25 protein-coding genes and 1 pseudogene are annotated in these 24,525 nt (G+C 72.3%); 13 read left to right on the forward strand and 13 right to left on the reverse strand.

The window, feature by feature from the left end:
• Positions 1 to 6: 6 nt before the first annotated feature.
• The 4 genes from ABD347_RS17450 to kdpF are packed head-to-tail and all read right to left on the reverse strand — an operon-like array spanning position 7 to position 4,583.
• On the reverse strand, positions 7 to 675 hold the full coding sequence (locus tag ABD347_RS17450) for a potassium-transporting ATPase subunit C (protein ID WP_344362110.1): 669 nt from the start codon (positions 673 to 675) through the stop codon (positions 7 to 9).
• 5 nt (positions 676 to 680) lie between these two features.
• Entirely contained in the window at positions 681 to 2,825 is a 2,145-nt protein-coding gene (gene kdpB, locus ABD347_RS17455) for a potassium-transporting ATPase subunit KdpB (protein WP_344362113.1), read from the reverse strand.
• Positions 2,822 to 4,486, reverse strand: coding sequence for a potassium-transporting ATPase subunit KdpA (kdpA, locus tag ABD347_RS17460; protein ID WP_344362115.1), 1,665 nt, complete (start codon positions 4,484 to 4,486; stop codon positions 2,822 to 2,824). Before kdpA ends, kdpB begins: the two co-directional genes overlap by 4 nt.
• Before the next feature lie 7 nt (positions 4,487 to 4,493).
• A complete protein-coding gene (gene kdpF / locus ABD347_RS17465) occupies positions 4,494 to 4,583 on the reverse strand; it encodes a K(+)-transporting ATPase subunit F (protein WP_344362117.1) in 90 nt (29 codons plus the stop codon).
• A 369-nt stretch (positions 4,584 to 4,952) separates the two neighbouring features.
• Here kdpF and ABD347_RS17470 point away from each other — a divergent pair, with 369 nt between their 5' ends.
• Positions 4,953 to 5,114: a hypothetical protein gene (locus tag ABD347_RS17470; RefSeq protein ID WP_344362118.1), complete on the forward strand. Its 162-nt coding sequence runs from the start codon at positions 4,953 to 4,955 to the stop codon at positions 5,112 to 5,114.
• Between the two features lie 369 nt (positions 5,115 to 5,483).
• On the opposite strand, the gene ABD347_RS17475 is transcribed toward ABD347_RS17470, so the two are convergent.
• The gene (locus tag ABD347_RS17475) at positions 5,484 to 6,203 is read right to left on the reverse strand and encodes a potassium channel family protein (RefSeq protein WP_344362119.1); all 720 of its coding nucleotides are present in this window, start codon (positions 6,201 to 6,203) and stop codon (positions 5,484 to 5,486) included.
• On the reverse strand, positions 6,196 to 7,536 hold the full coding sequence (locus ABD347_RS17480) for a TrkH family potassium uptake protein (RefSeq protein ID WP_344362121.1): 1,341 nt from the start codon (positions 7,534 to 7,536) through the stop codon (positions 6,196 to 6,198). The genes ABD347_RS17475 and ABD347_RS17480 overlap by 8 nt, the downstream gene beginning before the upstream one ends.
• 368 nt (positions 7,537 to 7,904) lie before the next feature.
• Between ABD347_RS17480 and ABD347_RS17485 the strand changes: the two genes are divergently transcribed.
• The 6 genes and pseudogenes from ABD347_RS17485 (at position 7,905) to ABD347_RS17500 (ending at position 11,517) form a co-directional block, all read left to right on the forward strand.
• Complete coding sequence (locus tag ABD347_RS17485; RefSeq protein ID WP_344362122.1) at positions 7,905 to 8,081, forward strand: hypothetical protein; 177 nt, start codon at positions 7,905 to 7,907, stop codon at positions 8,079 to 8,081.
• Positions 8,042 to 8,173: pseudogene (locus ABD347_RS30690) on the forward strand (hypothetical protein); the annotation flags it as partial. The gene ABD347_RS17485 and the pseudogene ABD347_RS30690, both read left to right, overlap by 40 nt.
• 8 nt (positions 8,174 to 8,181) lie before the next feature.
• Positions 8,182 to 8,430 (forward strand): RICIN domain-containing protein, encoded by a 249-nt coding sequence (locus ABD347_RS17490; RefSeq protein ID WP_344362125.1) that lies wholly within the window; start codon positions 8,182 to 8,184, stop codon positions 8,428 to 8,430.
• Positions 8,431 to 8,709: 279 nt separating this feature from the next.
• Positions 8,710 to 9,006: a CysS/YqeB C-terminal domain-containing protein gene (locus ABD347_RS30695; RefSeq protein WP_425575688.1), complete on the forward strand. Its 297-nt coding sequence runs from the start codon at positions 8,710 to 8,712 to the stop codon at positions 9,004 to 9,006.
• A gap of 330 nt (positions 9,007 to 9,336) precedes the next feature.
• On the forward strand, positions 9,337 to 10,974 hold the full coding sequence (locus ABD347_RS17495; RefSeq protein ID WP_425575678.1) for an alkaline phosphatase D family protein: 1,638 nt from the start codon (positions 9,337 to 9,339) through the stop codon (positions 10,972 to 10,974).
• 126 nt (positions 10,975 to 11,100) lie between these two features.
• Positions 11,101 to 11,517 (forward strand): hypothetical protein, encoded by a 417-nt coding sequence (locus tag ABD347_RS17500; protein WP_344362129.1) that lies wholly within the window; start codon positions 11,101 to 11,103, stop codon positions 11,515 to 11,517.
• A gap of 99 nt (positions 11,518 to 11,616) precedes the next feature.
• On the opposite strand, the gene ABD347_RS17505 is transcribed toward ABD347_RS17500, so the two are convergent.
• On the reverse strand, positions 11,617 to 13,047 hold the full coding sequence (locus tag ABD347_RS17505) for a dihydrolipoyl dehydrogenase family protein (protein ID WP_344362130.1): 1,431 nt from the start codon (positions 13,045 to 13,047) through the stop codon (positions 11,617 to 11,619).
• A 112-nt stretch (positions 13,048 to 13,159) separates the two neighbouring features.
• Between ABD347_RS17505 and trxA the strand changes: the two genes are divergently transcribed.
• Positions 13,160 to 13,528, forward strand: a complete 369-nt coding sequence (gene trxA / locus ABD347_RS17510) for a thioredoxin (protein WP_344362133.1) — start codon at positions 13,160 to 13,162, stop codon at positions 13,526 to 13,528.
• A gap of 35 nt (positions 13,529 to 13,563) precedes the next feature.
• Here the strand turns inward: trxA and ABD347_RS17515 are convergent, their stop codons facing one another.
• From ABD347_RS17515 to ABD347_RS17525, 3 genes are all read right to left on the reverse strand, one after another.
• The gene (locus ABD347_RS17515; RefSeq protein ID WP_344362136.1) at positions 13,564 to 14,754 is read right to left on the reverse strand and encodes a thiolase family protein; all 1,191 of its coding nucleotides are present in this window, start codon (positions 14,752 to 14,754) and stop codon (positions 13,564 to 13,566) included.
• Positions 14,755 to 15,035: 281 nt separating this feature from the next.
• Positions 15,036 to 15,290 (reverse strand): hypothetical protein, encoded by a 255-nt coding sequence (locus ABD347_RS17520; protein ID WP_344362137.1) that lies wholly within the window; start codon positions 15,288 to 15,290, stop codon positions 15,036 to 15,038.
• Between the two features lie 37 nt (positions 15,291 to 15,327).
• On the reverse strand, positions 15,328 to 16,365 hold the full coding sequence (locus ABD347_RS17525; RefSeq protein WP_344362139.1) for a LacI family DNA-binding transcriptional regulator: 1,038 nt from the start codon (positions 16,363 to 16,365) through the stop codon (positions 15,328 to 15,330).
• A 417-nt stretch (positions 16,366 to 16,782) separates the two neighbouring features.
• On the opposite strand from ABD347_RS17525, the gene ABD347_RS17530 reads away from it, so the two are divergent.
• A complete protein-coding gene (locus ABD347_RS17530) occupies positions 16,783 to 17,481 on the forward strand; it encodes an alpha/beta fold hydrolase (RefSeq protein WP_344362140.1) in 699 nt (232 codons plus the stop codon).
• A 21-nt stretch (positions 17,482 to 17,502) separates the two neighbouring features.
• Here ABD347_RS17530 and ABD347_RS17535 read toward each other — a convergent pair whose 3' ends face one another.
• Positions 17,503 to 18,336 (reverse strand): TIGR02452 family protein, encoded by an 834-nt coding sequence (locus tag ABD347_RS17535; protein WP_344362143.1) that lies wholly within the window; start codon positions 18,334 to 18,336, stop codon positions 17,503 to 17,505.
• A gap of 123 nt (positions 18,337 to 18,459) precedes the next feature.
• Here ABD347_RS17535 and egtA point away from each other — a divergent pair, with 123 nt between their 5' ends.
• The 4 genes from egtA to egtD are packed head-to-tail and all read left to right on the forward strand — an operon-like array spanning position 18,460 to position 22,803.
• Complete coding sequence (gene egtA, locus ABD347_RS17540) at positions 18,460 to 19,773, forward strand: ergothioneine biosynthesis glutamate--cysteine ligase EgtA (protein ID WP_344362144.1); 1,314 nt, start codon at positions 18,460 to 18,462, stop codon at positions 19,771 to 19,773.
• Positions 19,770 to 21,083, forward strand: coding sequence for an ergothioneine biosynthesis protein EgtB (egtB, locus tag ABD347_RS17545; RefSeq protein WP_344362146.1), 1,314 nt, complete (start codon positions 19,770 to 19,772; stop codon positions 21,081 to 21,083). The genes egtA and egtB overlap by 4 nt, the downstream gene beginning before the upstream one ends.
• Positions 21,083 to 21,841, forward strand: a complete 759-nt coding sequence (gene egtC / locus ABD347_RS17550; protein WP_344362149.1) for an ergothioneine biosynthesis protein EgtC — start codon at positions 21,083 to 21,085, stop codon at positions 21,839 to 21,841. The genes egtB and egtC overlap by 1 nt, the downstream gene beginning before the upstream one ends.
• Entirely contained in the window at positions 21,838 to 22,803 is a 966-nt protein-coding gene (egtD, locus tag ABD347_RS17555; RefSeq protein WP_344362151.1) for an L-histidine N(alpha)-methyltransferase, read from the forward strand. Before egtC ends, egtD begins: the two co-directional genes overlap by 4 nt.
• Here the strand turns inward: egtD and ABD347_RS17560 are convergent.
• Together ABD347_RS17560 and ABD347_RS17565 are read right to left on the reverse strand one after the other, a co-directional pair.
• On the reverse strand, positions 22,698 to 23,555 hold the full coding sequence (locus ABD347_RS17560) for a lysophospholipid acyltransferase family protein (RefSeq protein ID WP_344362152.1): 858 nt from the start codon (positions 23,553 to 23,555) through the stop codon (positions 22,698 to 22,700). The two genes, egtD and ABD347_RS17560, sit on opposite strands and share 106 nt — an antisense overlap.
• A 35-nt stretch (positions 23,556 to 23,590) precedes the next feature.
• A complete protein-coding gene (locus ABD347_RS17565) occupies positions 23,591 to 24,376 on the reverse strand; it encodes a GNAT family N-acetyltransferase (RefSeq protein WP_344362153.1) in 786 nt (261 codons plus the stop codon).
• Positions 24,377 to 24,525 lie beyond the last annotated feature (149 nt).

Consider the following 24,525-nt stretch of genomic DNA (forward strand, 5'->3'; position numbering starts at 1 on the left):
GCACGGTCACTTCCGGGTCACGTCCTTCAGCGCGATGTTCAGCTTCAGGACGTTGACCCGGGGCTCGCCCATGAAGCCCAGGACGCGTCCCTCGGTGTGGTCGGCGACCAGTCGCTCCACCCGCGCGACGCCGAGGCCGTTGCGTTCCGCGACCCGGTGGACCTGGAGCCGGGCGTACTCGGGCGAGATGTGGGGGTCCAGGCCGGAGGCCGAGGAGGTGACGGCGTCGGGGGGCACGTCCGACGGCTTCACCCTGTACGTCGCTGTGGAGTTGTCCCGTACGACGGCGGCCTTGGCGTCACCGACCCACTTGATCAGGTCGGCGTTGTCACCGGAGCGGTTGGTGGCGCCGGAGAGGAGCAGATCGTACTGGGTGTTGACGGTGTTGGTGCCGAGGCCGTTGGACGGGCGTGGCTGGAACCACCTCAGGTCGGGGGCGGGGGTCTCCCGGCCGGTCTCCGGCGGCAGGTCGTAGCGCTGCCCGATGAGTTCGGAGCCGACGACCTTGTCGTCCCCGTCCGTGAGCTCGGAGCCGTTGGCCTTGTGCGGGAAGAGTGCCTGGGCGATACCGGTGACGAGCACCGGATAGAGCACGCCCGTCACCAGGGTCAGTACGAGCAGGGCCCGCAGTCCGGCCGCGGTCAGCCGTGCGGTGTTGGTCGCGGGGTTGTTCATGGTGATCAGCCGATTCCGGGAAGGGAGGAGAGGAGCAGGTCGATCAGCTTGATGCCGATGAAGGGTGCGATCAGGCCCCCGAGCCCGTAGATCCCGAGATTGCGGCGGAGCATCCGGTCGGCGCTCATCGGCCGGTACTGGACGCCCTTCAGGGCCAGTGGCACGAGCGCGACGATGATCAGCGCGTTGAAGACGACGGCGGACAGGATCGCGGACTGCGGCGAGGCCAGGCCCATGATGTTGAGCTTGTCGAGGCCGGGGTGGGCGACCGCGAACATCGCGGGGATGATCGCGAAGTACTTCGCCACGTCGTTGGCGATGGAGAAGGTCGTCAACGCACCCCGTGTGATGAGCAGTTGCTTGCCGATCCCGACGATCTCGATGAGCTTGGTCGGGTCGGAGTCGAGGTCGACCATGTTCCCGGCCTCCTTGGCGGCCGAGGTGCCGGTGTTCATCGCCACGCCCACGTCAGCCTGAGCCAGCGCCGGGGCGTCGTTCGTGCCGTCGCCGGTCATCGCGACGAGCTTGCCGCCGGCTTGTTCCCGCTTGATGAGGGCCATCTTGTCCTCGGGTGTGGCTTCGGCGAGGAAGTCGTCGACACCGGCCTCGTCCGCGATCGCCTTGGCCGTCAGCGGGTTGTCACCCGTGATCATGACGGTCCTGATGCCCATGCGGCGCAGTTCCTCGAACCGCTCCCGCATGCCCTCCTTGACGACGTCCTTCAGGTGGATGACACCCAGAACGCGCGCCCCCTCGCCGTCCTCCACAGCCACCAGCAGTGGCGTGCCACCGGCCTCGGAGATCCGGTCCGTCAGCGCCTGCGCGTCCTCGGCGACACGACCGCCCCGTTCCTTCACCCAGGCCGCGACCGAACCGGTCGCCCCCTTGCGTACTTTGCGTTCCTCGCCGTCCTCGGTGAGGTCCACACCCGACATCCGGGTCAGGGCCGTGAAAGGAACCCACTCGGCGCGGGCCAACTCCCCCTGGTGGCGCTCACGCAGGCCGTACTGCTCCTTGGCCAGGACGACGACCGAGCGGCCCTCGGGCGTCTCGTCGGCCAGCGAGGACAGCTGGGCGGCGTCGGCGAGCTCGGCCGCCGTCGCGCCCTTGACCGGGACGAACTCGGCGGCCTGGCGGTTGCCGAGGGTGATGGTGCCGGTCTTGTCGAGCAGCAGCGTCGACACGTCGCCCGCCGCCTCGACGGCCCGTCCCGACATGGCCAGGACGTTGCGTTGGACGAGCCGGTCCATGCCCGCGATACCGATCGCGGACAGCAGCGCACCGATCGTCGTCGGGATCAGGCAGACCAGCAGGGCGATCAGCACGATCATCGTCTGCTCGGCGCCCGCGTAGGCCGAGAAGGGCCGCAGGCTGACGACCGCGAGCAGGAAGACGATGGTCAGCGAGGCGAGCAGGATGTTGAGCGCGATCTCGTTCGGCGTCTTGTGCCGGGCCGCGCCCTCCACCAAGTTGATCATGCGGTCGATGAAGGTCTCGCCGGGTTTGGTCGTGATCTTGACGACGATCCGGTCGGAGAGGACCTTCGTGCCGCCGGTGACCGCCGACCGGTCGCCGCCGGACTCGCGGATGACCGGCGCCGACTCCCCCGTGATCGCCGACTCGTCCACCGACGCCACGCCCTCGACGACGTCACCGTCGCCGGGGATGGTGTCGCCGGCCCCGCAGACCACCAGGTCACCGACGCGCAGATCCATGCCGGGCACCTGTTCCTCGGCCCCGTCCGCCAGTCGGCGGGCGACCGTGTCGGTCCTGGCCTTGCGCAGGGTGTCCGCCTGGGCCTTGCCCCGGCCCTCGGCCACCGCCTCCGCCAGGTTGGCGAAGACCGTGGTCAGCCACAACCAGCCGGCGATGGCCCAGCCGAACCAGTCGGCCGGGTCGGTGATCGCGAGGGCAGTGGTCAGCACCGAGCCGACCAGCACCACGAACATCACCGGCGACTTGATCATCACCCGTGGGTCGAGCTTTCGCAGCGCGTCCGGGAAGGACTTCAGCACTTGCTGGGGGTCGAACAGGCCCCCTCGGACGCGCCCATCCTCCGGCGTGTGACCAGTGGGCACGTCATGACGCGGCGCCGGGGCCGCGGTGACGGTGGACACGGAGTCGTTCTGCTTCTTCACGTCGACGGTCATGACGCCAGTCCTTCGGCCAGCGGGCCCAGCGCGAGCGCCGGAAAGTAGGTCAGCCCGGTGATGATGACGATGGTGCCGGCCAGCACCCCGGTGAACAGCGGCTTCTCGGTGCGAAGGGTGCCCGCCGTCTGCGGTACGGGAGTCTGCTCGGCGAGCGAGCCGGCCAGCGCCAGCACGAACACCATCGGCACGAATCGGCCGAGGAGCATCACCAGTCCGATCGTGGTGTTGAACCACGGGGTGTCGGCGTTCAGGCCGGCGAAGGCTGAGCCGTTGTTGTTGGCACCGGAGGTGTAGGCGTACAGGATCTCGGAGAAGCCGTGTGCGCCGGAGTTGGTCATCGAGTTGGCGGGCGTGTCCAGGGCCATGGCAACGGCGGTGAAGCCCAGCACCAGCGCCGGGGTGACCAGGAGGTGGCAGGCGGCGAGCTTGATCTCCCGGGTGGAGATCTTCTTGCCCAGGTACTCGGGGGTGCGGCCGACCATGAGACCGGCGATGAAGACCGCGATGACCGCCATGACCAGCATGCCGTACAGGCCGGAGCCGACACCGCCGGGCGCGATCTCGCCCAGCATCATGCCGAGCAGGGTGATCCCGCCGCCGAGCCCGGTGTACGAGGAGTGGAAGGAGTTCACGGCGCCGGTGGAGGTGAGCGTGGTGGAGACCGCGAAGAGCGACGAGGCGCCGATGCCGAAGCGCGTCTCCTTGCCCTCCATCGCGCCGCCCGCGGCCTCGAAGGCCGGACCGTGGCCGGCGAATTCGGTCGCCCACATCAGCAGCACGAAGCCGGCCCAGATGGTCGCCATCGTGCCGAGGATCGCGTACCCCTGCCGGACGGATCCGACCATCCGGCCGAAGGTGCGCGTCAGCGAGAAGGGGATCAACAGGATCAGGAAGATCTCGAAGAGGTTGGTGAAGGCGTTGGGATTCTCGAAGGGGTGGGCCGAGTTGGCGTTGAAGTAGCCACCGCCGTTGGTGCCCAGCTCCTTGATGGCCTCCTGCGAGGCGACCGCGCCGCCGTTCCACTCCTGCGGACCGCCCATGAACCGGCCGACCTCGTGGATGCCGGCGAAGTTCTGGATGGCGCCGCAGGCGACCAGCACGATCGCGCCGATGACGGCGAGGGGCAACAGGACGCGGACGACGCCCCGGACCAGGTCGGCCCAGAAGTTGCCCAGTTCACCGGTACGGGACCGGGCGAAGCCCCGTACCAGCGCCACGGCCACCGCCATTCCGACGGCCGCGGAGACGAAGTTCTGCACCGCCAGGCCACCGGTCTGCACGACGTGGCCCATGGCCTGCTCGCCGGCGTAGGACTGCCAGTTGGTGTTCGACACGAACGACGCGGCCGTGTTGAACGCCTGGTCCGGGTCGATGGAGGCGAAGCCCAGCGAACCGGGCAGGCTGCCCTGGAGCCGCTGCAGCGAGTACAGGAGGAGAACGCACACCGCCGAGAAGGCGAGGACCCCGCGCACATAAGCGGGCCAGCGCATTTCGGCCGTGGGGTCGGCGCCGATGGCCCGGTAGATCCACTTCTCCACACGCAGGTGCCGGTCGGAGGAGTAGACCCGGGCCATGTAGTCACCGAGCGGACGGTACGCCAGTGCCAGCGCGGCGATCAGTGCGAGGAGCTGGAGCACGCCGGCGAGGAAGGGGCTCATGCGGTGCTCAGAACCTCTCCGGTTTGACGAGGGCGAGGATCAGATAGCCCAGCAGTGCGGCGGCCACGATCAGACCGACGACGTTCTCGGCAGTCACAGCTTCGCCACCCCCTTGGCGATGAAGGCCACCAGCGCGAACACCGCGCCCGTGGTGAGGACGAAGGCCACGTCGGCCATCGCGAACTCCTGAAGGGATTCGGTTGAAAGGTGAAATCGGACCTCTGGAGCAAAGCGCGGCTTTGAGCCGCGACGATCGGTCTTGACGACGTCCTTATGGCCGCTGACAGCCTTCTAACGGCTTACTTACGCAGACCACGCCCATCTGCGGAATCACCGAGGCGGAGACGGCGTTATCCGAGGCCCAGGAACCCCCGCCCGGGCCCTTTCCGGTCTATCGGGGACTGACTGCCGGTCCGGATCCTCCGCCTCGCACCGGAGTGGAATCCTCGGCACGTAGTCTGGCGCCATGGGAGCCATTTACGATCGCGGTCCGCGACGTCTCGCCGCCGGTCTCATGCTGCTGGCCGTGGCCCTGGCCGCAGCAGGGGCGCTGGTGGACTCACTGTGGCTGCTGGGGTTCGGAGCGTGGGCGCTGATCGTCGCGGTCCTGATCGAGCTGCTCCGGTGAACACCCGTAGGTGAACGGGATGCGCGGCCCGGAGCCCGCACACTTCTCGCCGTCGCGGGACGGGCCGGTCCCGTGACGGTCTTTCCGTACCGCTTTCTGATCGGTAAGCGGACGTCTTGACGTGATGTTGACGCCCGTCCCGCCCTTTCTGACGGAACATTGACGCCGTATCCGCGGTCTCCATATGCGAGCCGCTGAGAAAGGCGGTACGGAGATTTTCACGCCATCGGCGGAGTCGGTCCTCCTGCGGGTGCGGACGTCGCGGGCGCGAGGGCTCAGGGGTGGTGACGCCTCAGCCCTCGCACCGTCCGGCCGGCCCGGCGACCCACACGTGCGCGTGGCCTGACGACCGGCGACACGGCCCACTCGTCAGCCGAGTTCGGCGAAAGTCTCCACAGCCCGGGTCTTGCCGGTGACGATGAGGACGTCGCCCTTCTCGACCACTGTCTCAGCGGTGGCGTAGGTGAAGTCCTGGCCCGAGCGCTTGATGCCGACGACGGTCACACCGTACGTGCTGCGCACCTTGCTCTGGCCGAGCGGCATGCCGGTGGCGACGGCCGGTGCGACGGTCTTGATCAGGGCGTAGTCGTCGTCGAACTCGATGAAGTCGAGCATCCGTCCGGTCACCAGGTGGGCCACCCGCTCGCCCATCTCGTGCTCGGGCAGGACGACATGGTGGGCGCCGAGGCGTTCGAGGATCTGGCCGTGCTGCCGGCTGATCGCCTTGGCCCAGATGTTGGGCACGCCCGCTTCGAGCAGGTTGGAGGTGACGAGGATGCTGGCCTCGACGTCGGTGCCGATGCCGACGACCGCGCTCGTGAACTCGTGCACTCCGAGCTGCTGCAGCACTTCCGGATCGGTGCAGTCGGCGACGGCGGAATGGGTGAGAGCGTCACTGTGCCTCTGGACGAGGCCAGCGTCGGTGTCGATGCCGAGGACGTCCCAGCCGCGTCTGGTCAGCTCGTGGGCCAGCGAGCTGCCGAACCGGCCCAGGCCGATCACCGCGACCCGCTGGTCGCTCAGTTCGCGATGCTGCTCGGCGAGCCGCCTGCGGCGGCGACGGCGCAGTGCGTTCAGGTAGTTACCCAATGACAGGTCGCTCCTCGGGTAGCTGGTAGCGGCGGGTCCGCTCGCGCAGGGCGAGCGCCGAGACCAGGGTGACCGGCCCCAGTCGGCCGACGAACATCAACAGGATGAGGACCAGTTGCCCGGACACCGGCACCTCCGCCGTGATCCCGGTCGACAGTCCGACGGTCGCGAAGGCGGACACCGCCTCGAACAACACGGCTTCGAACGGTGCTCTGACGACCGTCAGCAGCACCAAGGTGGCTGCCATCACCAGTCCCACACCGAGCAGGGCCACGGTCAGTGCCTGGCGCAGGACGTGCGGTTCCAGGCGCCGGCCCAGTATGGCGGAGTTGGGTTCACCCCGTACTTCGGCGAGGATCGCGGCGGCGAGCACGGCGAAGGTCGTGACCTTGATGCCGCCGGCGGTGCCGGCGCTGCCGCCACCGATGAACATCAGCGCGCACGTCATCAGCAGCGTCGAGGCTTCCAGCGCACCGATGTCGAGGGCATTGAACCCGGCGGTACGGCTCATCGCGGAGTGGAAGAAGCCGTTCAGCAACTTCTGGCCCCAGCCGAAGGTGCCCAGCGTGCCCTGGTTGCCCCACTCCAGCAGACATGTCAGCACCGTGCCCGTCACGAGCAGAACCGCCGTGGTGATCAGCGTCAGCTTGGTGTGCAGTGACCAGTTCCGCCGCCCGGTGGTGAGCCGTCGTCGGCGGTGGCGCAGCAGCTCGAGCAGTACGGGGAAACCGAGGCCTCCCAGGATGACCGCCGCCGCTACGGGGAGCGTCACCCAAGGGTCCTGGGCGTACCGGGTGAGGCTGTCGGCGTGCAGTCCGAACCCCGCGTTGTTGAATGCCGACACCGCGTGGAAGAAGCCGGAATACGTCGCTTGGGCGATGGTTTCTCCGTACCCGAATCGGAACCGCAGGGCGAGGGCGGCACCCACGGCGAGTTCGACCGCGAGCGTCGTACCCGCGACACCCAGGAGTACGCGGCGTACCTCGCCGATGCCCAGGCTCTTGGTCTCGGCCGCGGCGGTCAGCTGCATCCGCAGCCGGAGCTTTCCGGAGACCAGCAGGCCGAGGAGCGAGGCCATCGTCATGATGCCGAAACCGCCGACCTGGATCAGCGCGAGGATGACGCCTTCACCGAAGCCGCTCCAGTACGTACCGGTGTCGACCACCGCGAGACCCGTGACACACACGGCGGAGGTCGCGGTGAACAGCGAGGTCACCACGTCGGTCGCGCCGCTCTCCTCGGACGAGACGGGCAGGGACAGCAGCCCCGCCCCGCCGAGGATCACCGTGGCGAAGGCCATCACGACCGTACGGGCCGGGTGAGCGAAGAACACCGACCTCCACACCCGCGTCGCGCGCCCTGCCACCGTGGTCGGCCTTTCCTGTCACTGTCCTGCTGGCTCGTCATCCGATGGCCGTCGGCGGCGTCAAAACACGTCAACAGCCCGGAGGGCGTCACCCTACCCCCGGGGACCGTCTTTCAACGTGATCCTTATCGGGGCCTGTGACGGTCCTCCGGAGGAACACGTGCGGTGCGAATCGGGTGACCAGTGCCAACGCAGCCCCGTGGCGAGGGAACGTGTAAGACCGCACCTCCTACTTCTACCTGGGAGACCGGCACGGGAACGCCTGGGACGGCAACCTGAACGACAGTGAGCACGTCTGGCTGCCGCTGCGGTTCCCCACCAACAGGTCACTGTCGATGCGCTGGTACCCGCGGGTCTCCATCGACACCGCCACCGGCGTGGTGAAGGGCGTGGGCTCCAGCCCCGCCTACGAGCAGCTGCGGGCCCGGCCGACCAGTGTCTCGCCGCGCGGCGCTTCACCGGTGGGACCATCGTGGAGGATGACCAGTCGCGGGGTGACGGGGTCGGCCTGACGCAGCGGCCCTGCGGCACCGCCGCTGCCTCCAACCAGCACTGGCAAGTGCTTCCTGTGGGGCCCGGCCTTTACCGGACCGTCGCCCGGCACAGCCACAAGTGCCTCACCGTGCCCGCGTCGTCCGCCGCCGACAACGCACGCGTGGCCCAGGCGCCTGCGGCTCCGGAGCCAACCAGCAGTGGCAGATCACCCCACTCGCTGACGGGGAGTACCGGCTCACCGCCCGGCACAGCGGCAAGTGCCTGACCATCGCCTACGACCCAGTCACCGCCGGCCCCAAGGGCGTCCAGTACACCTGCCAGGGCACCGCCACTCACCGGTGGAAGCGAGCCGGCGCGCCCTACTGAGCCTCCGCTCGGGCACCGCCACAGACGGCTGACCGACAGATCACCGCACACCGAGGCGCCCCGCCGTGCCCCTCGTCCGAGGGGGCGGCCGGGGGCCTTTCTGCGTCCCGGGCGATCCACCAGATGCGCCACAGCGCGCGAGGACGCGGCACCTGAGGCGCTACAGCGCACATAAACAAGAAGCCCGGCCTCGGGAGACCGGAGGTGGCGCACATGTTTGAGGTGTCCCGCATTCGTCGCCGACGCGGCCGGAATATCACCCTGTGTGCCTGCCGCCGTATGGGTCCCAGAGGGCCCGTTCATCGCTCCGGCTGCTGGTGGGTGTTGTGCCGTGGGAAGCGACGGTGGATCAGCCGGGGGTGGGGGGAGTTGATCGGCCGGACTCAGAGCCCGCCAGGAGTAGTTGGTAAGGGAAGCCCCTCCAATAACGACGTTCAAGAGCGCCGGGAGGAACTGGCCCGTCTCGGCGTCGTCGTGAGGGACGAGAAGCGACGCCAGTACTGGGGGACGTTCCGGAAGCCAGGCCCGGCCGTGGATGAATGGCGGTGGGACCGGCTGGACCGTGTCCCCCGGTGAAGCCGAACCCGGTGTCACCGTGGGTGGTCGCCAGGGGCGTACCGATCCAGGTTCCGCCGGCCTCGGTGACGAGGCGGGCGGGTGGTGGTCTTGTCGTGGCAGTCGAGGGCTTTCGCGATGACGGGGCCGGGGCCACGCGCGACCCGCCAACCGCATCGCCCGCCTCACTGTCGTCGTCGTCGATGATGGTGGTGCCGTCACCGTCCGGCTGGGGAGGCCCGCCGTCCCCGCTTCCGGAGCCGTCACCTGCCTCATATGCTTCGTCAGGCTCGGTCTCCCCGGCGGCATACCACCCATATGCCAGGGCAACAACCGGAGCAAAGCGGGCATATGACGTGCCATATGGACACTCACATGCCCGAGCTCCGTGCCGCCGCCAGGCGTATGGGGCGTCGTCACTTCCTCACCGTGGCCGGTGCCGCGGCCGCCCTGGCGTTCACCACGCACCTTCCCGCCGCCGGTGCGGCGAGCCGTGCCGTGCTGGACGCGCGGAAGATCCCCGCGTACCCGTTCACCCTGGGCGTCGCCTCCGGCGACCCCCTGCCGGACTCCGTCCTGCTGTGGACGCGCCTCGCGCCCAGTCCGTACGAGCCGGACGGCGGGCTGCCGGCGCAGCGGGTGGAGGTGCAGTGGGAGGTGGCGTACGACGAGCGGTTCTACGCCGTCATCAGGAGCGGGACCGCCACCGCGCACCCGGAGTACGCCCACAGCGTCCATGTGGAGGTTCCCGGGCTGGACGAGGACCGGTTCTACTACTACCGCTTCCGGGCGGGCACCTGGATCAGTCCGGTGGGCCGGGCCCGTACCGCGCCCGGGGCCGATTCCTTCTGGGTGTCCTCCCTCACCTTCGCCGCGGTCGCCTGTGCCGCCTACTTCGACGGCTACTACACGGCGTACAAGCACCTGGCGTCCGAGGACCTGGACATGGTGGTGCACCTGGGCGACTACATCTACGAGTACGGGGTCGACTCCGCCGGTGGCCACCGCGGCTACACCGACCGCAGGCTGCCCGCCCACTTCAACCAGGAGACCGTCACGCTGCAGGACTACCGGCTGCGGTACGCGCTCTACAAGAACGACGCCGATCTGCAGGCCGCGCACGCCGCGCACCCGTTCGTCGTGACCTGGGACGACCACGAGACGGAGAACAACTACGCGGGGGCGATCCCGGAGAACGGCGTACCGCCCGAGGAGTTCCTGCTGCGCCGCGCCGCCGCGTACCGGGCGTACTGGGAGAACCTGCCGCTGCGTGCGCCGCAGCGGCCGGTCGGCGCCGACATGCGGCTGTACCGGCGGCTGCGGTTCGGGCAGCTGGCGCAGTTCGACGTGCTCGACACCCGCCAGTACCGCTCCAACCAGGCGAACGGCGACGGCTGGCAGGCCCCGAGCCCCGAGTCGGAGGACCCCTCGCGCACCATGACGGGCGCCGCGCAGGAACGCTGGCTGCTCGACGGCTGGAAGACGTCGGAGGCGGTGTGGAACGTCGTCCCGCAGCAGGTCACCTTCGCCCAGCGGCGGAACGTCCCCACCGGGGACTACAAGCTCTCGATGGACGCCTGGGACGGCTACCCCGCCTCCCGCAAGCGTCTCCTGGACGGCGCGACCGCCGCGGGGCTGGACAACCTGATGGTCCTGTCGGGCGACGCGCACGTCGGCTACGGCTTCGACCTGAAGGCGGACTTCGACGACCCCGCCTCCCGGGTCGTCGGCACCGAGATCTCCACGACGTCCCTCACCAGCGGCAGGGACGGCGCCCAGAAGCCCGGCAACTGGATCAGCCTCACCAAGGCCAACCCGCACCTGAAGTTCTACGACGGGCGCCGGGGCTACACCGTCGTCCGGCTCGGCCGGACGAGCGCGGACATCGCCTTCAGGACCGTCTCCACCGTCACCAGACCGGGGGGAACGCTGAGTACGGCCGCCTCCTTCTCCACCGGTACGGGCATGCCCGGCCTCCAACCGGCCTGACCGTGGCCGGCGGCCGGCGGTTCACCCGTTCGGCGCCATCCACGGGCACTCCGGCCCCGCCCGGCATTGCATGGGGTCATGGGCGACCTCACCTCTCCGATACGGCGGCGTCACCGTCCGCCGCGCGTGGCCATGGTCCTCGTCGCGGCGATGGTCCCGGTCTCGCTGACCGGATGCTCCGCCGACGCCCCGTCGGCCCGGGAGCGGGCGAGAGCCGCGACGGACGCGCTGTGCGAGGACCTCGGGGCCCTGCGGATGGACGCGGGCAGGCTGGCGGGCGTCAGCCCGCGCTCCGAGGGGCGCGACGAGCTGCGGGATCTGCGCGAGGACGTGGCTCACGACCAGGACCTGGTGACGCGCAGCGCGCGGGGCGTTCGCAAGGCGCGGACTCGGGCGGTCTCGGACGCGTACGACCAGGTCGTCAGGGCCATCGACGACCTGCCCGGCGGCGCGACGGGCGCCCAGGCCCGCGAGCGGATCAGGCCTCAGCTGGAGGCGCTGGACAGGGCCATCGCCGCCTCGCAGGCGTCCGTGAAGTGCTGACGCCGTCAGCAGGACCGCGCCTCGGCGGTACGCGCGTGACCGGGCCGGCGAGCGCGCCGGGAGGGGCGGCAGGGAGCCGGTGCGGGGACTGCCGGGTGGTCAGCCCCGGTAGCCCTCCAGCAGCCGCAGCCAGACCTCGCTGATGGTGGGGTACGCGGGGACCGCGTGCCAGAGGCGGGCGATCGGTACCTCGGCGGTGACGGCGATGGTGGCCGAGTGGAGCAGTTCGCCGACCGCGGGGCCGACGAGGGTGACGCCGAGGAGGATCTCGCGTTCGAGGTCGACGACCATCCTGGCGCGGCCGCGGTAGCCGTCCGCGTAGAGGCCCGCGCCGGCGACCGCGGCCAGGTCCTGGTCGACCGCGCGTACGCGGTGGCCGGCCGCTTCCGCCTCGGCGAGAGTGAGGCCGACGGACGCGGCTTCGGGGTCGCTGAAGACGACCTGGGGCACCGCGGCGTGGTCGGCGGTCGCGGCGTGCGCGCCCCAGGCGCCGGTGTCCGGCGGGCCGGCGCCGTCGGCGCGGACACCGATGGCGGCACCGGCGATCCGGGCCTGGTACTTGCCCTGGTGGGTGAGGAGCGCCCGGTGGTTGACGTCGCCGACCGCGTACAGCCAGTCGCTGCCCTCGACCAGGCAGGTGTCGTCGACGGACAGCCAGGAGCCCGGTTCCAGGCCGACGGTCTCCAGGCCGAGGTCGTCCGTGCGCGGCGCGCGCCCGGTGGCGAAGAGGACCTCGTCGGCCTCGACGCGCCCGTCGTCGTCCAGGACCACGGTGACCGGTCCGGTGGGGTGCGGGCGCTCCACGGCGGTGACGGAGACGCCGGTGCGGACGACCGCGCCCGCCCCGGTGAGCGCGTCCGCCACGTGCTCGCCGACGAACGGCTCCATGCGCGGGAGCAGGCCCCGGCCGCGTACGAGCATGGTGACGTCGGAGCCCAGCGCCTGCCAGGCGGTGGCCATCTCGGTGCCGACCACTCCCCCGCCCACCACGGCGAGCCGGCCCGGCACCCGCTGGGCGCTGGTCGCCTCGCGGCTGGTCCAGGGCCGGGCGCCGGCAAGACCCGGCAGGCCGGGCAGGACGGCGCGGCTGCCGGTGCACAGGGCCACGGCGTGCCGGGCGGTCAGGACCTGCCGTTCGCCGCCGGGGCCCTCGACCGTGACCCTCCTGTCGCCGTCCAGTCGGCCGTGGCCCCGGTGGAGGCGGGCGCCGATCGAGTCCAGCCAGCCGACCTGGCCGTCGTCCTTCCAGTGCGACACGTACGCGTCACGGTGGGCGAGCACCGCGGGGGCGTCCAGCGGCCCTTGTACGGCCCCGCGCAGGCCGGGGACCTTGCGGGCGTCCGCGCGGGCGATCGCGGGACGCAGCAGCGCCTTGCTGGGCATGCACGCCCAGTAGGAGCATTCGCCGCCCACCAGTTCGCTCTCCACCACCGCGACGCTCAGCCCGGCCGCGGCGACCCGGTCGGCCACGTTCTCCCCCACGGGTCCCGCGCCCACCACCACCACGTCGTACTCCACCGTTTCGGTCATGGGGTCAGTCTGGTGGTACGTGTGCGCCCCGGCCACATGGGCAGTCGGAATAGCGCGGCGCCGGACACGGTTGTCCGGGGCGATCCCCCACACACCGGGAAGAGGTAGGCGCATGAGCACCGTAGAGCTGACCAAGGACAACTTCGACCAGGTGGTGACGGACAACGACTTCATCCTGATCGACTTCTGGGCCGACTGGTGCGGCCCGTGCCGGCAGTTCGCCCCGGTCTTCGAAGGCGCGTCCGAACGCCACCCCGATCTGGTGTTCGCCAAGGTCGACACGGAGGCACAGGCGGAGCTGGCGGCGGCGTTCGAGATCCGGTCGATCCCCACGCTCATGATCGTCCGGGAGAACGTCGCGGTGTTCGCCCAGCCCGGGGCGCTGCCGGAGGCGGCTCTGGAGGACCTCATCGGGCAGGCCCGGAAGCTGGACATGGACGAGGTGCGCCAGTCCATCGAGCAGGGGAAGACCCAGGCCTGACCCTTCCCTCGCCCCGCGTCCGCGTGGGGCGGTGGTCAGCGCTCCAGGACCAGAGCCAGTCCCTGGCCCACGCCGATGCAGAGCGCGGCGAGGCCGGTGCCCGAACCGGCCGCCGCCAGCTGGTGGGCGACGGAACCGGCGAGGCGGGCGCCCGAGGCGCCCAGGGGGTGGCCGATGGCGATGGCGCCACCGCGCGGGTTGACCACGGCGGGGTCGAGTTCGGGCCACTCGGCGAGGCAGCCCAGCGACTGCGCGGCGAACGCCTCGTTCAGTTCGAACGTGGTGAGGTCGGCGAAGGTGCGGCCCGCCTTGGCGAGGGCCCGCTGGACGGCCTCCACCGGTCCGAGGCCGAACAACTGCGGCTCGATGCCGGTGACGGCCGATGCGCGGATACGGGCGAGCGGCTCGCGGCCACAGGCCTTCAGGCCCTCCTCGTCGACCAGCAGCAGCGCGGCCGCGCCGTCGTTGAGCGGTGAGGCGTTGCCGGCCGTCACGGTGCCGGTGCCATGAGGGCGGAACGAGGGCTTCAGCTTCGCGAGCGCCTCCATCGACGTGTTGTCACGGACGCACTCGTCGCGGCCGAGGTCCACTCCCCCGTACGGGACGACCTCACCGTCATAGAGCCCCCGCGACCAGGCGGCGGCGGCCTTCTGATGGCTCGCCAGCGCGAAGGCGTCCTGCTGTTCACGGGTGATCGCGTGCTTGTCGGCGATCAGTTCGGCACCCTCACCGAGGGGGACGGTCCACTCCGCGGGCATCCTCGGATTGGTCATGCGCCAGCCGAGCGTGGTCGAGTGGAGCTGCTGGTGGCCGGCCGGGAACGCCCGCTCGGGCTTCTGCAGCACCCAGGGCGCCCGCGACATGGACTCGACGCCACCCGCGAGGACGACCGAGGCGTCCCCGACGGCGATGGCGCGCGCCGCCTGGATGACGGCCTCGAGGCCGGATCCGCACAGGCGGTTGACGGTGACCCCGGGTACGGAGACGGGCAGGCCGGCGAGGAGCACGGCCATGCGGGCGACGTCGCGGTTGTCCTCACCGGCCCCGTTGGCGTCGCCGAAGTAGACGTCGTCGAGACGGGCGGGGTCGAGCGCGGTCGTACGGTCCATGAGCGCCCGGACGACGTGGGCGGCCAGGTCGTCGGGCCGGACGGAGGAGAGGGCGCCCCCGAACTTGCCGATCGGCGTGCGGACGGCGTCGACGATGTAGACGTCGCGGATGCTCATCGGGTGCTCTCCCACGTGACCTCGGGTGTTCGCCAGGTGAAGTAATCTTCATCTGCGGCCTCGCCCGAGTCTCCGTCCGGCACCCGCTGCCTGTCAACGGCCCGTCGGGACGCGGCGGAACAGGCCCCGGCCCCGGCGCAAGCCCCACGCTTCGGCCATCCCGCCCGGAACGCCCCCGATGCGTCGGTCACCGGCCCCGGACGCCCCCGGCCGCTTCGGTCACCGGCCCCGGGACGCCCCTGCCCGCCCCGCCCGTCCTTGTCGCGCGGGCGCCCCGTCCGTCAGCGGACGCGCACGGAGAGGCCGTAGTCAAGCTCGGCACCGTCCACGAGGAGGGCCTCCACGGTGCGGGTGTCGGGGTCGATGTCGGCCTCCATTCCCTCACCGACATAGCGGGGATAGCCCGAGACGCCCGTCTCGCCGGTGGCTTCGACGACCGCCGATCGGATGGCGTCCTCCGCCAGGTGCGCCGGGTCGCGGCCCTCCACGTGCTCGGGCACCACCAGGATCTCGAAGCGCTGCGGATGTGTGCTCATGCAGGCGACGGTAGAGACGTTCCGCCCGCCCCGCACGTCAGGTGGACTCGCGGTGGACCGCGCGGGCGGCCATCAGGTCGCCGCCCTCCGGGGTACGGTCCGGGTCGCGGACCACCCGGTCGACCAACCCGGCGAGGTGCTGACCGGTCTCCATGTCGATCCGCACGGTGCTCAGCCGTGGCCGCGTCAGCCTGCCGAGCAGCAGGTCGTCGGCGCCCATCACGGCCGTGTCGCCCGGAACGGACACCCCCGCGTCCAGCAGGGCGCGCATCAGCAGCATGGCGTACTCGTCGTTGTACGCGAAGACGGCGTCCAGGCCCAGTCCCGGCCAGCGGGCCGCCAGGGCCCCCGCAGCCTCCTCCGCACAGGCCAGCGGCAGGGCCACGACGTCGGCCCCGGAGCCCGTCACCGCGTGCCGCACGCCCTCCAGACGGGGCCCGGAGAACAGCTCCAGACCGGCCTCCTCCGGCATCACGACGCCGATGCGGCGGTAACCGCGCTCCACCAGGTGGACCCCCGCGCAACCACCCACCCCGCGCTGGTCCAGAGGCACACTGTGGGCGCCCTCGACGGGCCGCGGCCCGAGGGTGATCACCGCCCTCGCGCCGGACCTCTTGAGGACGTCGACCCCGTGCGGGGTGAGCTCCACCGCGCCGAACGTCACCACCGCGACGGGCCTCAGTTCCGCCCAGGCCCGGGCCGCCTCGTCGCCGTCCAGGCCCATGCTGGCGTACTGCACGACCGTGTAGCCGAGGCGGCGCAGTGCCCACTGGAGTTCGTTGAGGAAGTGCCCGTAGAGCGGGCCGACGGGCACGGGGGCGGTGGGCAGGAGCACGATCCGGGTGCGGCCGGCGCGCAGGCTGCGCGCGGCGGCGTGCGGTACGTAGCCCAGTTCCTCGGCGGCCTCGCGCACCCGCCGGCGGGTCGGTTCGCTGATCCGCACGGCCGAGGTGTCGTTGAGCACGTACGAGACGGTGGCCCGGGAGACACCGGCCAGCCGCGCCACATCGGCGCTGGTCGGGACCGGGCGTCGGGCCGGAGGTCCGGCGGGCGGCCGGGGAGGTGTCTGGGTCATCGCCCGGCATCCTTCCAGACCGGCCTCCGGCCGGGTCTGGCGGACAGCCGGAAAGGGGTGCTACACAGGTCTCCCGCACGGGATGACACGTGTCATCCCGCCTTCGCGACCCCGCCCGGGAGGGGAACGCAGTCCTTTACCCGCCGACGGCATATCGGCCCGCCTCCACCGCCCCGCCGCCCCGCCGCCCCGCCGCCCCGCCGCCCCGCCGCCCCGCCCGCACGCTGCCGCCGCCGCGCCTCCCCGGCGACGCGGCCGGCCGCGGCCGGCCCGTACACGTCGGTTCGCCGGCGTGCCGGGGGGGCCGCCGACGGATCGAGGGCATCGTCCCGGCCGGCAAGGTGGCCCGGCACGGAGCGGCCACGGCGCCCCGGCGGCCTTCGCGACCCTGTTCGACCCGCACAGGAGGGCATCGACGTGCGACTGCACACCACCACATGGGGCGAGGGCGACCGCGTCGCCCTGCTCCTCCACGGCATCATGGCCGATCACCGCACCTGGCGGCGGGTCGGGCCCGCCCTCGCGGAGCTGGGCTACCGCGTCCTCGCCGTCGACCTGCGGGGCCACGGCGCCAGCGGGCGCGCGGCGACGTACACGGCGCGGGACTTCGCCGACGACGTGGTCGAGACCCTGCCGGCCGGCGCCGACCTCGCCATCGGGCACTCGCTCGGCGGTCTGACGCTGTCGCTCGCCGTCGAGCGCCTGGCGCCGCGCCGCGCCGTCTACTCGGACCCCGCCTGGTACCTCCCGGCGGGCGAGGGCGGTTTCCGGGGCGAGCTGTTCGCCGGGCTCAAGGGCGCGACGAGGGAGCGGGTCAGGGCGGCGAACCCGCGCTGGGACGCGGTGGACGTCGACATCGAGCTGGAGACCCTGAAGGTGTGGGACGAGGCGACGGCGTACGGCCTGGAGCCCCTGGCCGGGACCGACCTGCTGCCGGCCGCCCCCGCCGTGCCGTCGCTGGTGACGCTCGCCGATCCCAGCCGGCTGATACCGCCGGAGCGCGCCGCGCTGCTCCGGGAGCGGGGGTTCGAGGTCCGGACGGTGGAGGGAGCCGGGCACACCGTCCACCGGGACGACTTCGACGCGTTCATGGCCGCGCTGGACGGCTGGGTGTGAGGGGCGGGACCCCGACGGCCGTCAGACCGTCGTGACGGCCGCGAACGCGTCGCGGAACGCGCCGAGCGTCGTCGCCCCCGGCGTCCGGTCCAGCACCGCGAACACGACCTCGTCGAAGTGGCCGGCGAACCGGCCCTCCCCGGTCAGCGGCGCCCGGAACGCGGCCGCCACCTGCCGGGGGTCATTGCGGAAGACCCCGCACCCCCAGGCGCCCAGGACGAGGCGCCGGTAGCCGCACGCCGCCGCGGTCTCCAGCACCCGTTCCGCCCGGGAGGCGAGCGCGGCCGGTATCCGGCCGGCCTCCCCGGGCGTGCGGGCGCGGATCACCCCGGCGTTGGGAGCGGGGGACGTGAGAAATCCCACCGTGTAGGGGGAGTCGAGCAGTCGGGCGCGGTCGTCGCGGAAAACCGGCACGGCCGGGGAGTGGATGACCCGGTCGGTGTAGAAGGGGCTGCGCTCGGCCCGGTGGTGGGCGTAGAACCCCGGGACGCGCACCAGCGTGGCGTACAGCGCGGAGGCGCGGCAGAGGGCCTCCTCCTGGGCCTGGGCGCCGTTGAGGTAGCCGCCGCCGGGGTTGCGGGCGGAGGCGAAGGTAAGGACGGCGACGGGGGCCGGGGCGGCCCCGGAGAGCCGCCGCGCGGCTTCCAGGCTGCTCTCGCCGGTGACCTCGAAGCGGGTGGACCGGTCGGTGTCCGGGGTCACCGGGACGGCCTCGGGGCCGTACATCACGGTCCCAGCGAGGGCCGAGGCGACCTGGGGGCCGATAGTGACCGGCCGACCGCCGGGAGCTTCGTACCGTCCCTTGGCGACGATCTCCTCGGTCCGCTTCGCGATCTCTCGCAGACGTGCACTCATACCCGGCATGGTCGACAATCATTCAAGCTCCGGGCAACCGGATTTCCGCCCCCGAGGGCGCTCTTGTGCGATCACCGACCGGTGGCTTAGGTGGGACGGAACGCCTTCGACAGGAGGAACCCCATGCCACTGAGCGACGTGCCGGACGGCAGCGGTCCGCTCGCCGAGGACGAGGCGGAGGATCTGCTGCGATGCATCTGCTTCAAGACCGGCCCCCCGCGCACGGTCGGGGTCGAACTGGAGTGGTTCGTCCATGACCTGCGCCTGCCGCGACTCCCGGTCACGCCCGAGCGGCTCCGTACCGCCTTCGGCGTACTGCGGACCCTGCGGCTGAGATCGGCACTCACCTTCGAACCCGGCGGGCAGCTGGAGCTCAGCTCGCCGCCCGCCGCGTCCCTCATGGAATGCGTCACCACCGTCTCGGCCGACCTGACGGCCGTACGGACCGCGCTGGGCGCCCGGGGCCTCGCCCTCACCGGCGCCGGCACCGACCCCTGGTACCCACCGCGCGACCGGCTCCTGCGCCAGCCGCGGTACGACGCGATGGAGGCCTACCTGGACCGGACGGGTCCGGCCGGGCGCGCCATGATGCGTGACTCCGCCTCCGTCCAGGTCTGCCTCGACGCCGGTCACGAGGAGCCCGGGCCGCTGGGCTTCGAGCGGCGCTGGCGCCTGGCCCACCTGCTGGGGCCGGTCCTGGTCGCCGCCTTCGCCAACTCCCCCACCCTGCACGGCAGGCCGTCAGGCCTGCGGTCCACCCGGCAGGGCCTGTGGGCCGACCTCGATCCGGTACTCGGTACGGCGCCGGACACCCGGCGGGAGCCCCGTGCCGCGTGGGCGGCGCACGTGCTGGACGCGCCGGTGATGTGCGTGCGGGGCGGGGACGGCGACGGCACCGGCGACCGCCCCTGGGCGGTTCCCGAGGCGCTGACGTTACGGGAGTGGCTGCGGTCCGGACGGCCGAGGCCCGCCACCCGCGGGGACCTCGACTACCACCTCACCACCCTGTTCCCGCCCGTCCGGCCGCGCGGTCACCTCGAACTGCGCATGATCGACGCCCAGCCGGGCGAGGACGGCTGGATCGTGCCGCTCGCGGTCACCGCCGCGCTGTTCGACGACCCCGTGGCGGCCGAGGCCGCCTACCGCGTGGTCGAGCCCCTGGCGGCGGTCTCGGCCGACGCGCCGCCGCGTGACCCGCTGTGGCGCGGCGCCGCGCGCGACGGGCTGACCGCGCCGGCGCTGCACGAGGCCGCCGTCGCCTGTTTCGCACTCGCGCTGGAGGCGCTGCCCCGCAGGGGCGCCACCACCGCCGTACTGGACGCGGTCGCCGCGTTCCACGAGCGCCATGTCGTGCCGGGCAGGTGCCCCGCCGATGACCGGCCCGTCCTCGTGACGACGACGGTGACCGGGACACCCGGGAAGGACGTCCGTACATGACCGACCCCGAGAAGCTCAGGCGGCGGGCGCTGGACGCGCTGACCACCGCCCGGGCCCGTACCGCGCTGCTCACCGGCTGTGTCGACGACGGAGAACTGACCGCGCAACACTCCCCGTTGATGTCCCCGCTGGTGTGGGACCTGGCACACATCTCCAACCAGGAGGAGCAGTGGCTCTGGCGTGCCGTGGCCGGCCGTGAGGCGCTGCGCCCGGAGATCGACCCTCTCTACGACGCGTTCGAGCACCCCCGGGCCACCCGGCCGGCGCTGCCGCTGCTGGCGCCCGCCGAGGCACGCGCGTACGCCTCGGACGTACGCGGCCGGATCCTCGACGTCCTGGAGCGCGCCCCCCTGGAGGGCGGCGGGCCGCTGGTCGACGCGGCGTTCGCCTTCGGGATGGTCGCCCAGCACGAGCAGCAGCACGACGAGACGATGCTGATCACCCATCAGCTGCGGCGCGGTCCCGCGGCGCTGGACGCGCCGGAGCCGCCGCCGGGCCCCGGCACGGCGGACCTGCCCGCCGAAGTGCTGGTGCCCGGTGGCCCGTTCACCATGGGCACCTCCGCCGAGCCGTGGGCGCTGGACAACGAACGGCCGGCGCACGCGCGCGTGGTGCCCGACTTCTTCATCGACACGGTTCCCGTCACCAACGGCGCGTACCTGGCCTTCATCGGGGACGGCGGCTACCGCGACGAGCGCTGGTGGGCGCCGGAGGGCTGGGCGCAGATCCGTGCGCACGGCATCGGCGCGCCGCTGTTCTGGCGCCGCGAGGGCGGGCAGTGGCTGCGGCGCCGGTTCGGTGTCGTGGAGCCGGTGCCGGAGGACGAGCCGGTGCTGCACGTCAGCTGGTACGAGGCCGACGCGTACGCCCGCTGGGCGGGGCGCCGGCTGCCGACCGAGGAGGAGTGGGAGAAGGCCGCCCGCCACGACCCGGTCTCGGGCCGCTCGCTGCGCTATCCGTGGGGCGACGACGATCCGGCGCCCGAGCACGCCAACCTGGGCCAGCGGCATCTGCGGCCCGCGCCGGCCGGAAGCTACCCGGCGGGGCGGTCGCCGCTCGGAGTGCGGCAGCTGATCGGTGACGTGTGGGAGTGGACGTCCAGCGACTTCCTCCCGTACCCCGGGTTCGTCGCGTTCCCGTACCGGGAGTACTCGGAGGTCTTCTTCGGTCCGGGCCACAAGGTGCTGCGCGGTGGTTCGTTCGCCGTGGACCCGGTGGCGTGCCGGGGCACGTTCCGCAACTGGGACCTGCCGGTGCGGCGCCAGATCTTCTCCGGGTTCCGCACCGCGAGGGACGCGGGGGTTATCTGATGTGCCGTCACATCGCCTACCTGGGGCCCGGGGTGCCGCTGCGGGACGTGCTCGTGGAGCCGGCGCACGGCCTGTACCGGCAGTCGTGGGAGCCGCGCCGGCAGCGCCACGGGACGGTCAACGCCGACGGCTTCGGTGTCGGCTGGTACGCGGACGGCGACCCCGTGCCGGCCCGCTACCGGCGCGCCGGGCCGATCTGGGCCGACCTGTCGTTCGCCGACCTCGCCCGGGTGGTGCGCACCGGGGCGCTGCTGGCCGCCGTGCGGGACGCCACGCTGTCCGGGGCCGACGCGGAGGCCGCCGCCGCGCCGTACGCCGCCGGGCCGTGGCTGTTCAGCCACAACGGCGCCGTCCCGGGCTGGCCCGGCTCCCTCGGCCGGCTCGCGGCGCGGCTGCCGGCCGACGAGTTGCTGTCGCTGGAGGCCCGCAACGACTCCGCCCTGGTGTGGGCGCTGGTCCTGCGCAGGCTGCGGGAGGGTGACGAGCCCGGCCAGGCGCTGGCCGACACCGTGCTGGACGTCGCCGCCGCGGCCCCCGGATCGCGGCTGAACCTGCTGCTCACCGATGGCGAGACCGTCTCGGCCACGGCCTGGGGCGACACCCTGTGGTACCTGGCCGAGCCCGGTGGGCACCGCACGGTCGTCGCCTCCGAGCCGTACGACGACGATCCGGCCTGGCGGGAGGTCCCCGACCGCACCGTGCTCGCCGCGACCCGTACCGATGTCCTTCTCACCCCGCTCAAGGAGCCGTCCGCGTGAGCCCGTTCCTGTTGACCCGCACCCTGCCCGAGGACGCCACGGGCGCCGACCTGCGGGCCGACGTCCTGCACGGCCTGACCCGTACGCCGAAGGACCTGCCGCCCAAGTGGTTCTACGACGCCCGGGGCAGCGAGCTGTTCGAGGAGATCACCCGGCTGCCCGAGTACTACCCGACACGGGCGGAGCGGGAGATCCTGATCGCCCGGGCGGCGGAGATCGCCGATGTCACCCGGGCCCGCACCCTGGTGGAACTGGGGTCGGGGTCGTCGGAGAAGACCCGCCACCTGATCGACGCGCTGCTGCCGGGGCTGGAGAGCTACGTGCCGGTGGACGTGAGCGAGAGCGCGCTGCGGGGAGCCGCCGAGGCGCTGACGGCCGAGCACCCGGAGCTGCTGGTGCACGCGCTGATCGCCGACTTCACGCGGGGCCTGGCCCTGCCGGGCACGCCGGGGCCCCGGCTGGTCGCCTTCCTGGGCGGCACGATCGGCAATCTGCTCCCGGAGCAGCGCAGGCTGTTCCTGCGTTCCGTGCGCACGCTGCTGGCGCCCGGCGACGCGCTGCTGCTCGGCACCGACCTGGTGAAGGACGAGCGGACCCTGGTCGCGGCGTACGACGACGCGTCGGGTGTGACGGCCGCGTTCAACAAGAACGTGCTGGCCGTGCTGGCGCGCGAACTGGGCGCGGACGTCGACCCGGGCGGCTTCGACCACGTCGCCGTCTGGGACCGGGGGAAGGAGTGGATCGAGATGCGGCTGCGAGCGCGTCGGGCGCTGACCGTGAAGATCCGCGAGCTGGACCTGGAGGTCGCCTTCGCGGCCGGTGAGGAGATGCGTACCGAGGTGTCGGCCAAGTTCCGTCAGGAGGGGGTGCGCGACGAACTGGCGGACGCCGGAATGGAGTTGGCGCACTGGTGGACGGACGAGGAGGGACGGTTCGCGCTGTCGCTGGCGACAGCTGTGTGACCGGACGCGTGGACGGCCCGCTGAGCCGCCGCGGCGAGTGAGCGGCGGTCGGTACGGTGACCGGCGGGGACCGGGGGCAGGATCCGGATCTCCGCGGTCAGCCCGCCGGCCGCCGCGACGCGCCAGAGGGAGGCGGTGAGCGGGTCGTCGGCGACGAAGGCCGCCGGGCCGGCCGGGTGGTAGGTGACGCGTACGGGCTGGACGGCGGCGCCGGCGTCCAGCGCGGCCTGGAACGCGGCGGGCCGGAACCGGCCGTGGGCGCGGCCGCACCAGGTGGAGCCCTCGGGGAAGACGATCACGCGTGAGCCGCCGCGCAGGGCCTCCGCCAGGTCCCGGACCGTGCCGGGCAGAGCGCGCAGCCGGTCGCGTTCGACGAAGAGGGTGCCGCCGCGGGCGGCGATCGGCCCGAGCAGCGGCCAGTGCCGTATCTGGCTCTTGGCGAGCATCCGGCCGGGCAGGACGGCGGCGACCACCGGTACGTCGAGCCACGAGATGTGGTTGGCGACCACGAGCCCGCGCCCGCCGTCCGGCCGGCCGACGATCCGCAGGCGTACGCCGAAGGCGCGGAGCACCGCCCGGCACCAGAGCCGGGTGGCCCGCTCGCGGGCGGCGCGGCCGAGGGGCGCGGCGAGGGGGGCGAGGAGCAGCCCGGCGAGGACGGTGCCCGCGCCGGCCGTCAGCCGTGCGACGGTCCGGACGCGCGAGGCCGCCGGCCACGGTGTACGGGCGCAGTGGCGGGGCGTGCAGGGCACGGTGGGCAGCCACGGCGATCCGGGCGGGGATCCGCTCACCGGGTGGGCGCGAGGGAGTGGAAGTGGCGCAGGTAGCGCGGGTCGACGCGGCGCAGCGACAGCAGGACGTACAGGTCGGCGACGCCGAAGTCGGTGTCGTGGGCGGGCGCCCCGCAGACCCAGGCGCCGAGGCGGAGGTAGCCGCGGAGCAGCGGCGGCAGCTCGGTGCGGCCGGCGGGCCGGGTGACGCCGTCGGCGGACCAGAGCCGGTGCGGGGTGACCCAGTACTCCTCGGGAGCCAGGTGCCTGGCCTTCACCGTGTCCCAGGTGGCGGCGGCGAGCGTGCCGCCGTCGGCGAGTGGGAGGGAGCAGCATCCCGCCAGCCAGGTGTGGCCGGTCCTGGTCATGTAGCGGGCGATACCGGCCCAGATGAGGGAGATGACGGCACCGTTGCGGTGGGCGGGGTGGACGCAGGAGCGGCCGACCTCGACGAGGTCGTCGCGGAGGGGGGCGAGGCGGGTGAGGTCGAACTCGCCCTCCGAGTAGAGCCGGCCGGCGACGCGGGCCCGGTCGGGAGGGAGCAGGCGGTAGGTGCCGACGATGTCGCCGGTGACCTCCTCCCGTACCAGGAGGTGGTCGCAGTAGGCGTCGAACGCGTCGCCGTCCAGGCCCGGTTCCGGCCCGTCGAGGTGGGCTCCGAGCTCTCCGGCGAAGACCTGGTGGCGCAACCGCTGGGCGGCCCGTACCTCCTCCTGCTCCCGGGCGAGGGCGACGACGTAGCGGGGCTGCGGTGCGGCGGGGCCGGCCGGGGCGTGGGCGAGGGCGGCGGGGGATGCGGGCATGGTCGTCTCCAGTGCCGGAGGGAAGGACCCGGACCGCGGCTGCGCCGGCCCGGCCCCTTACTTCTTCCGTGGCCGGCTGGATTCGACATGACCGGGCGGCGGAGCATGGATGTGCGGCGGCTGAATGCCCGGTACGCGGGTACGAAGCC

Source organism: Streptomyces gobitricini, from assembly GCF_039532985.1.
GTDB classification, from domain to species: domain Bacteria; phylum Actinomycetota; class Actinomycetes; order Streptomycetales; family Streptomycetaceae; genus Streptomyces; species Streptomyces gobitricini.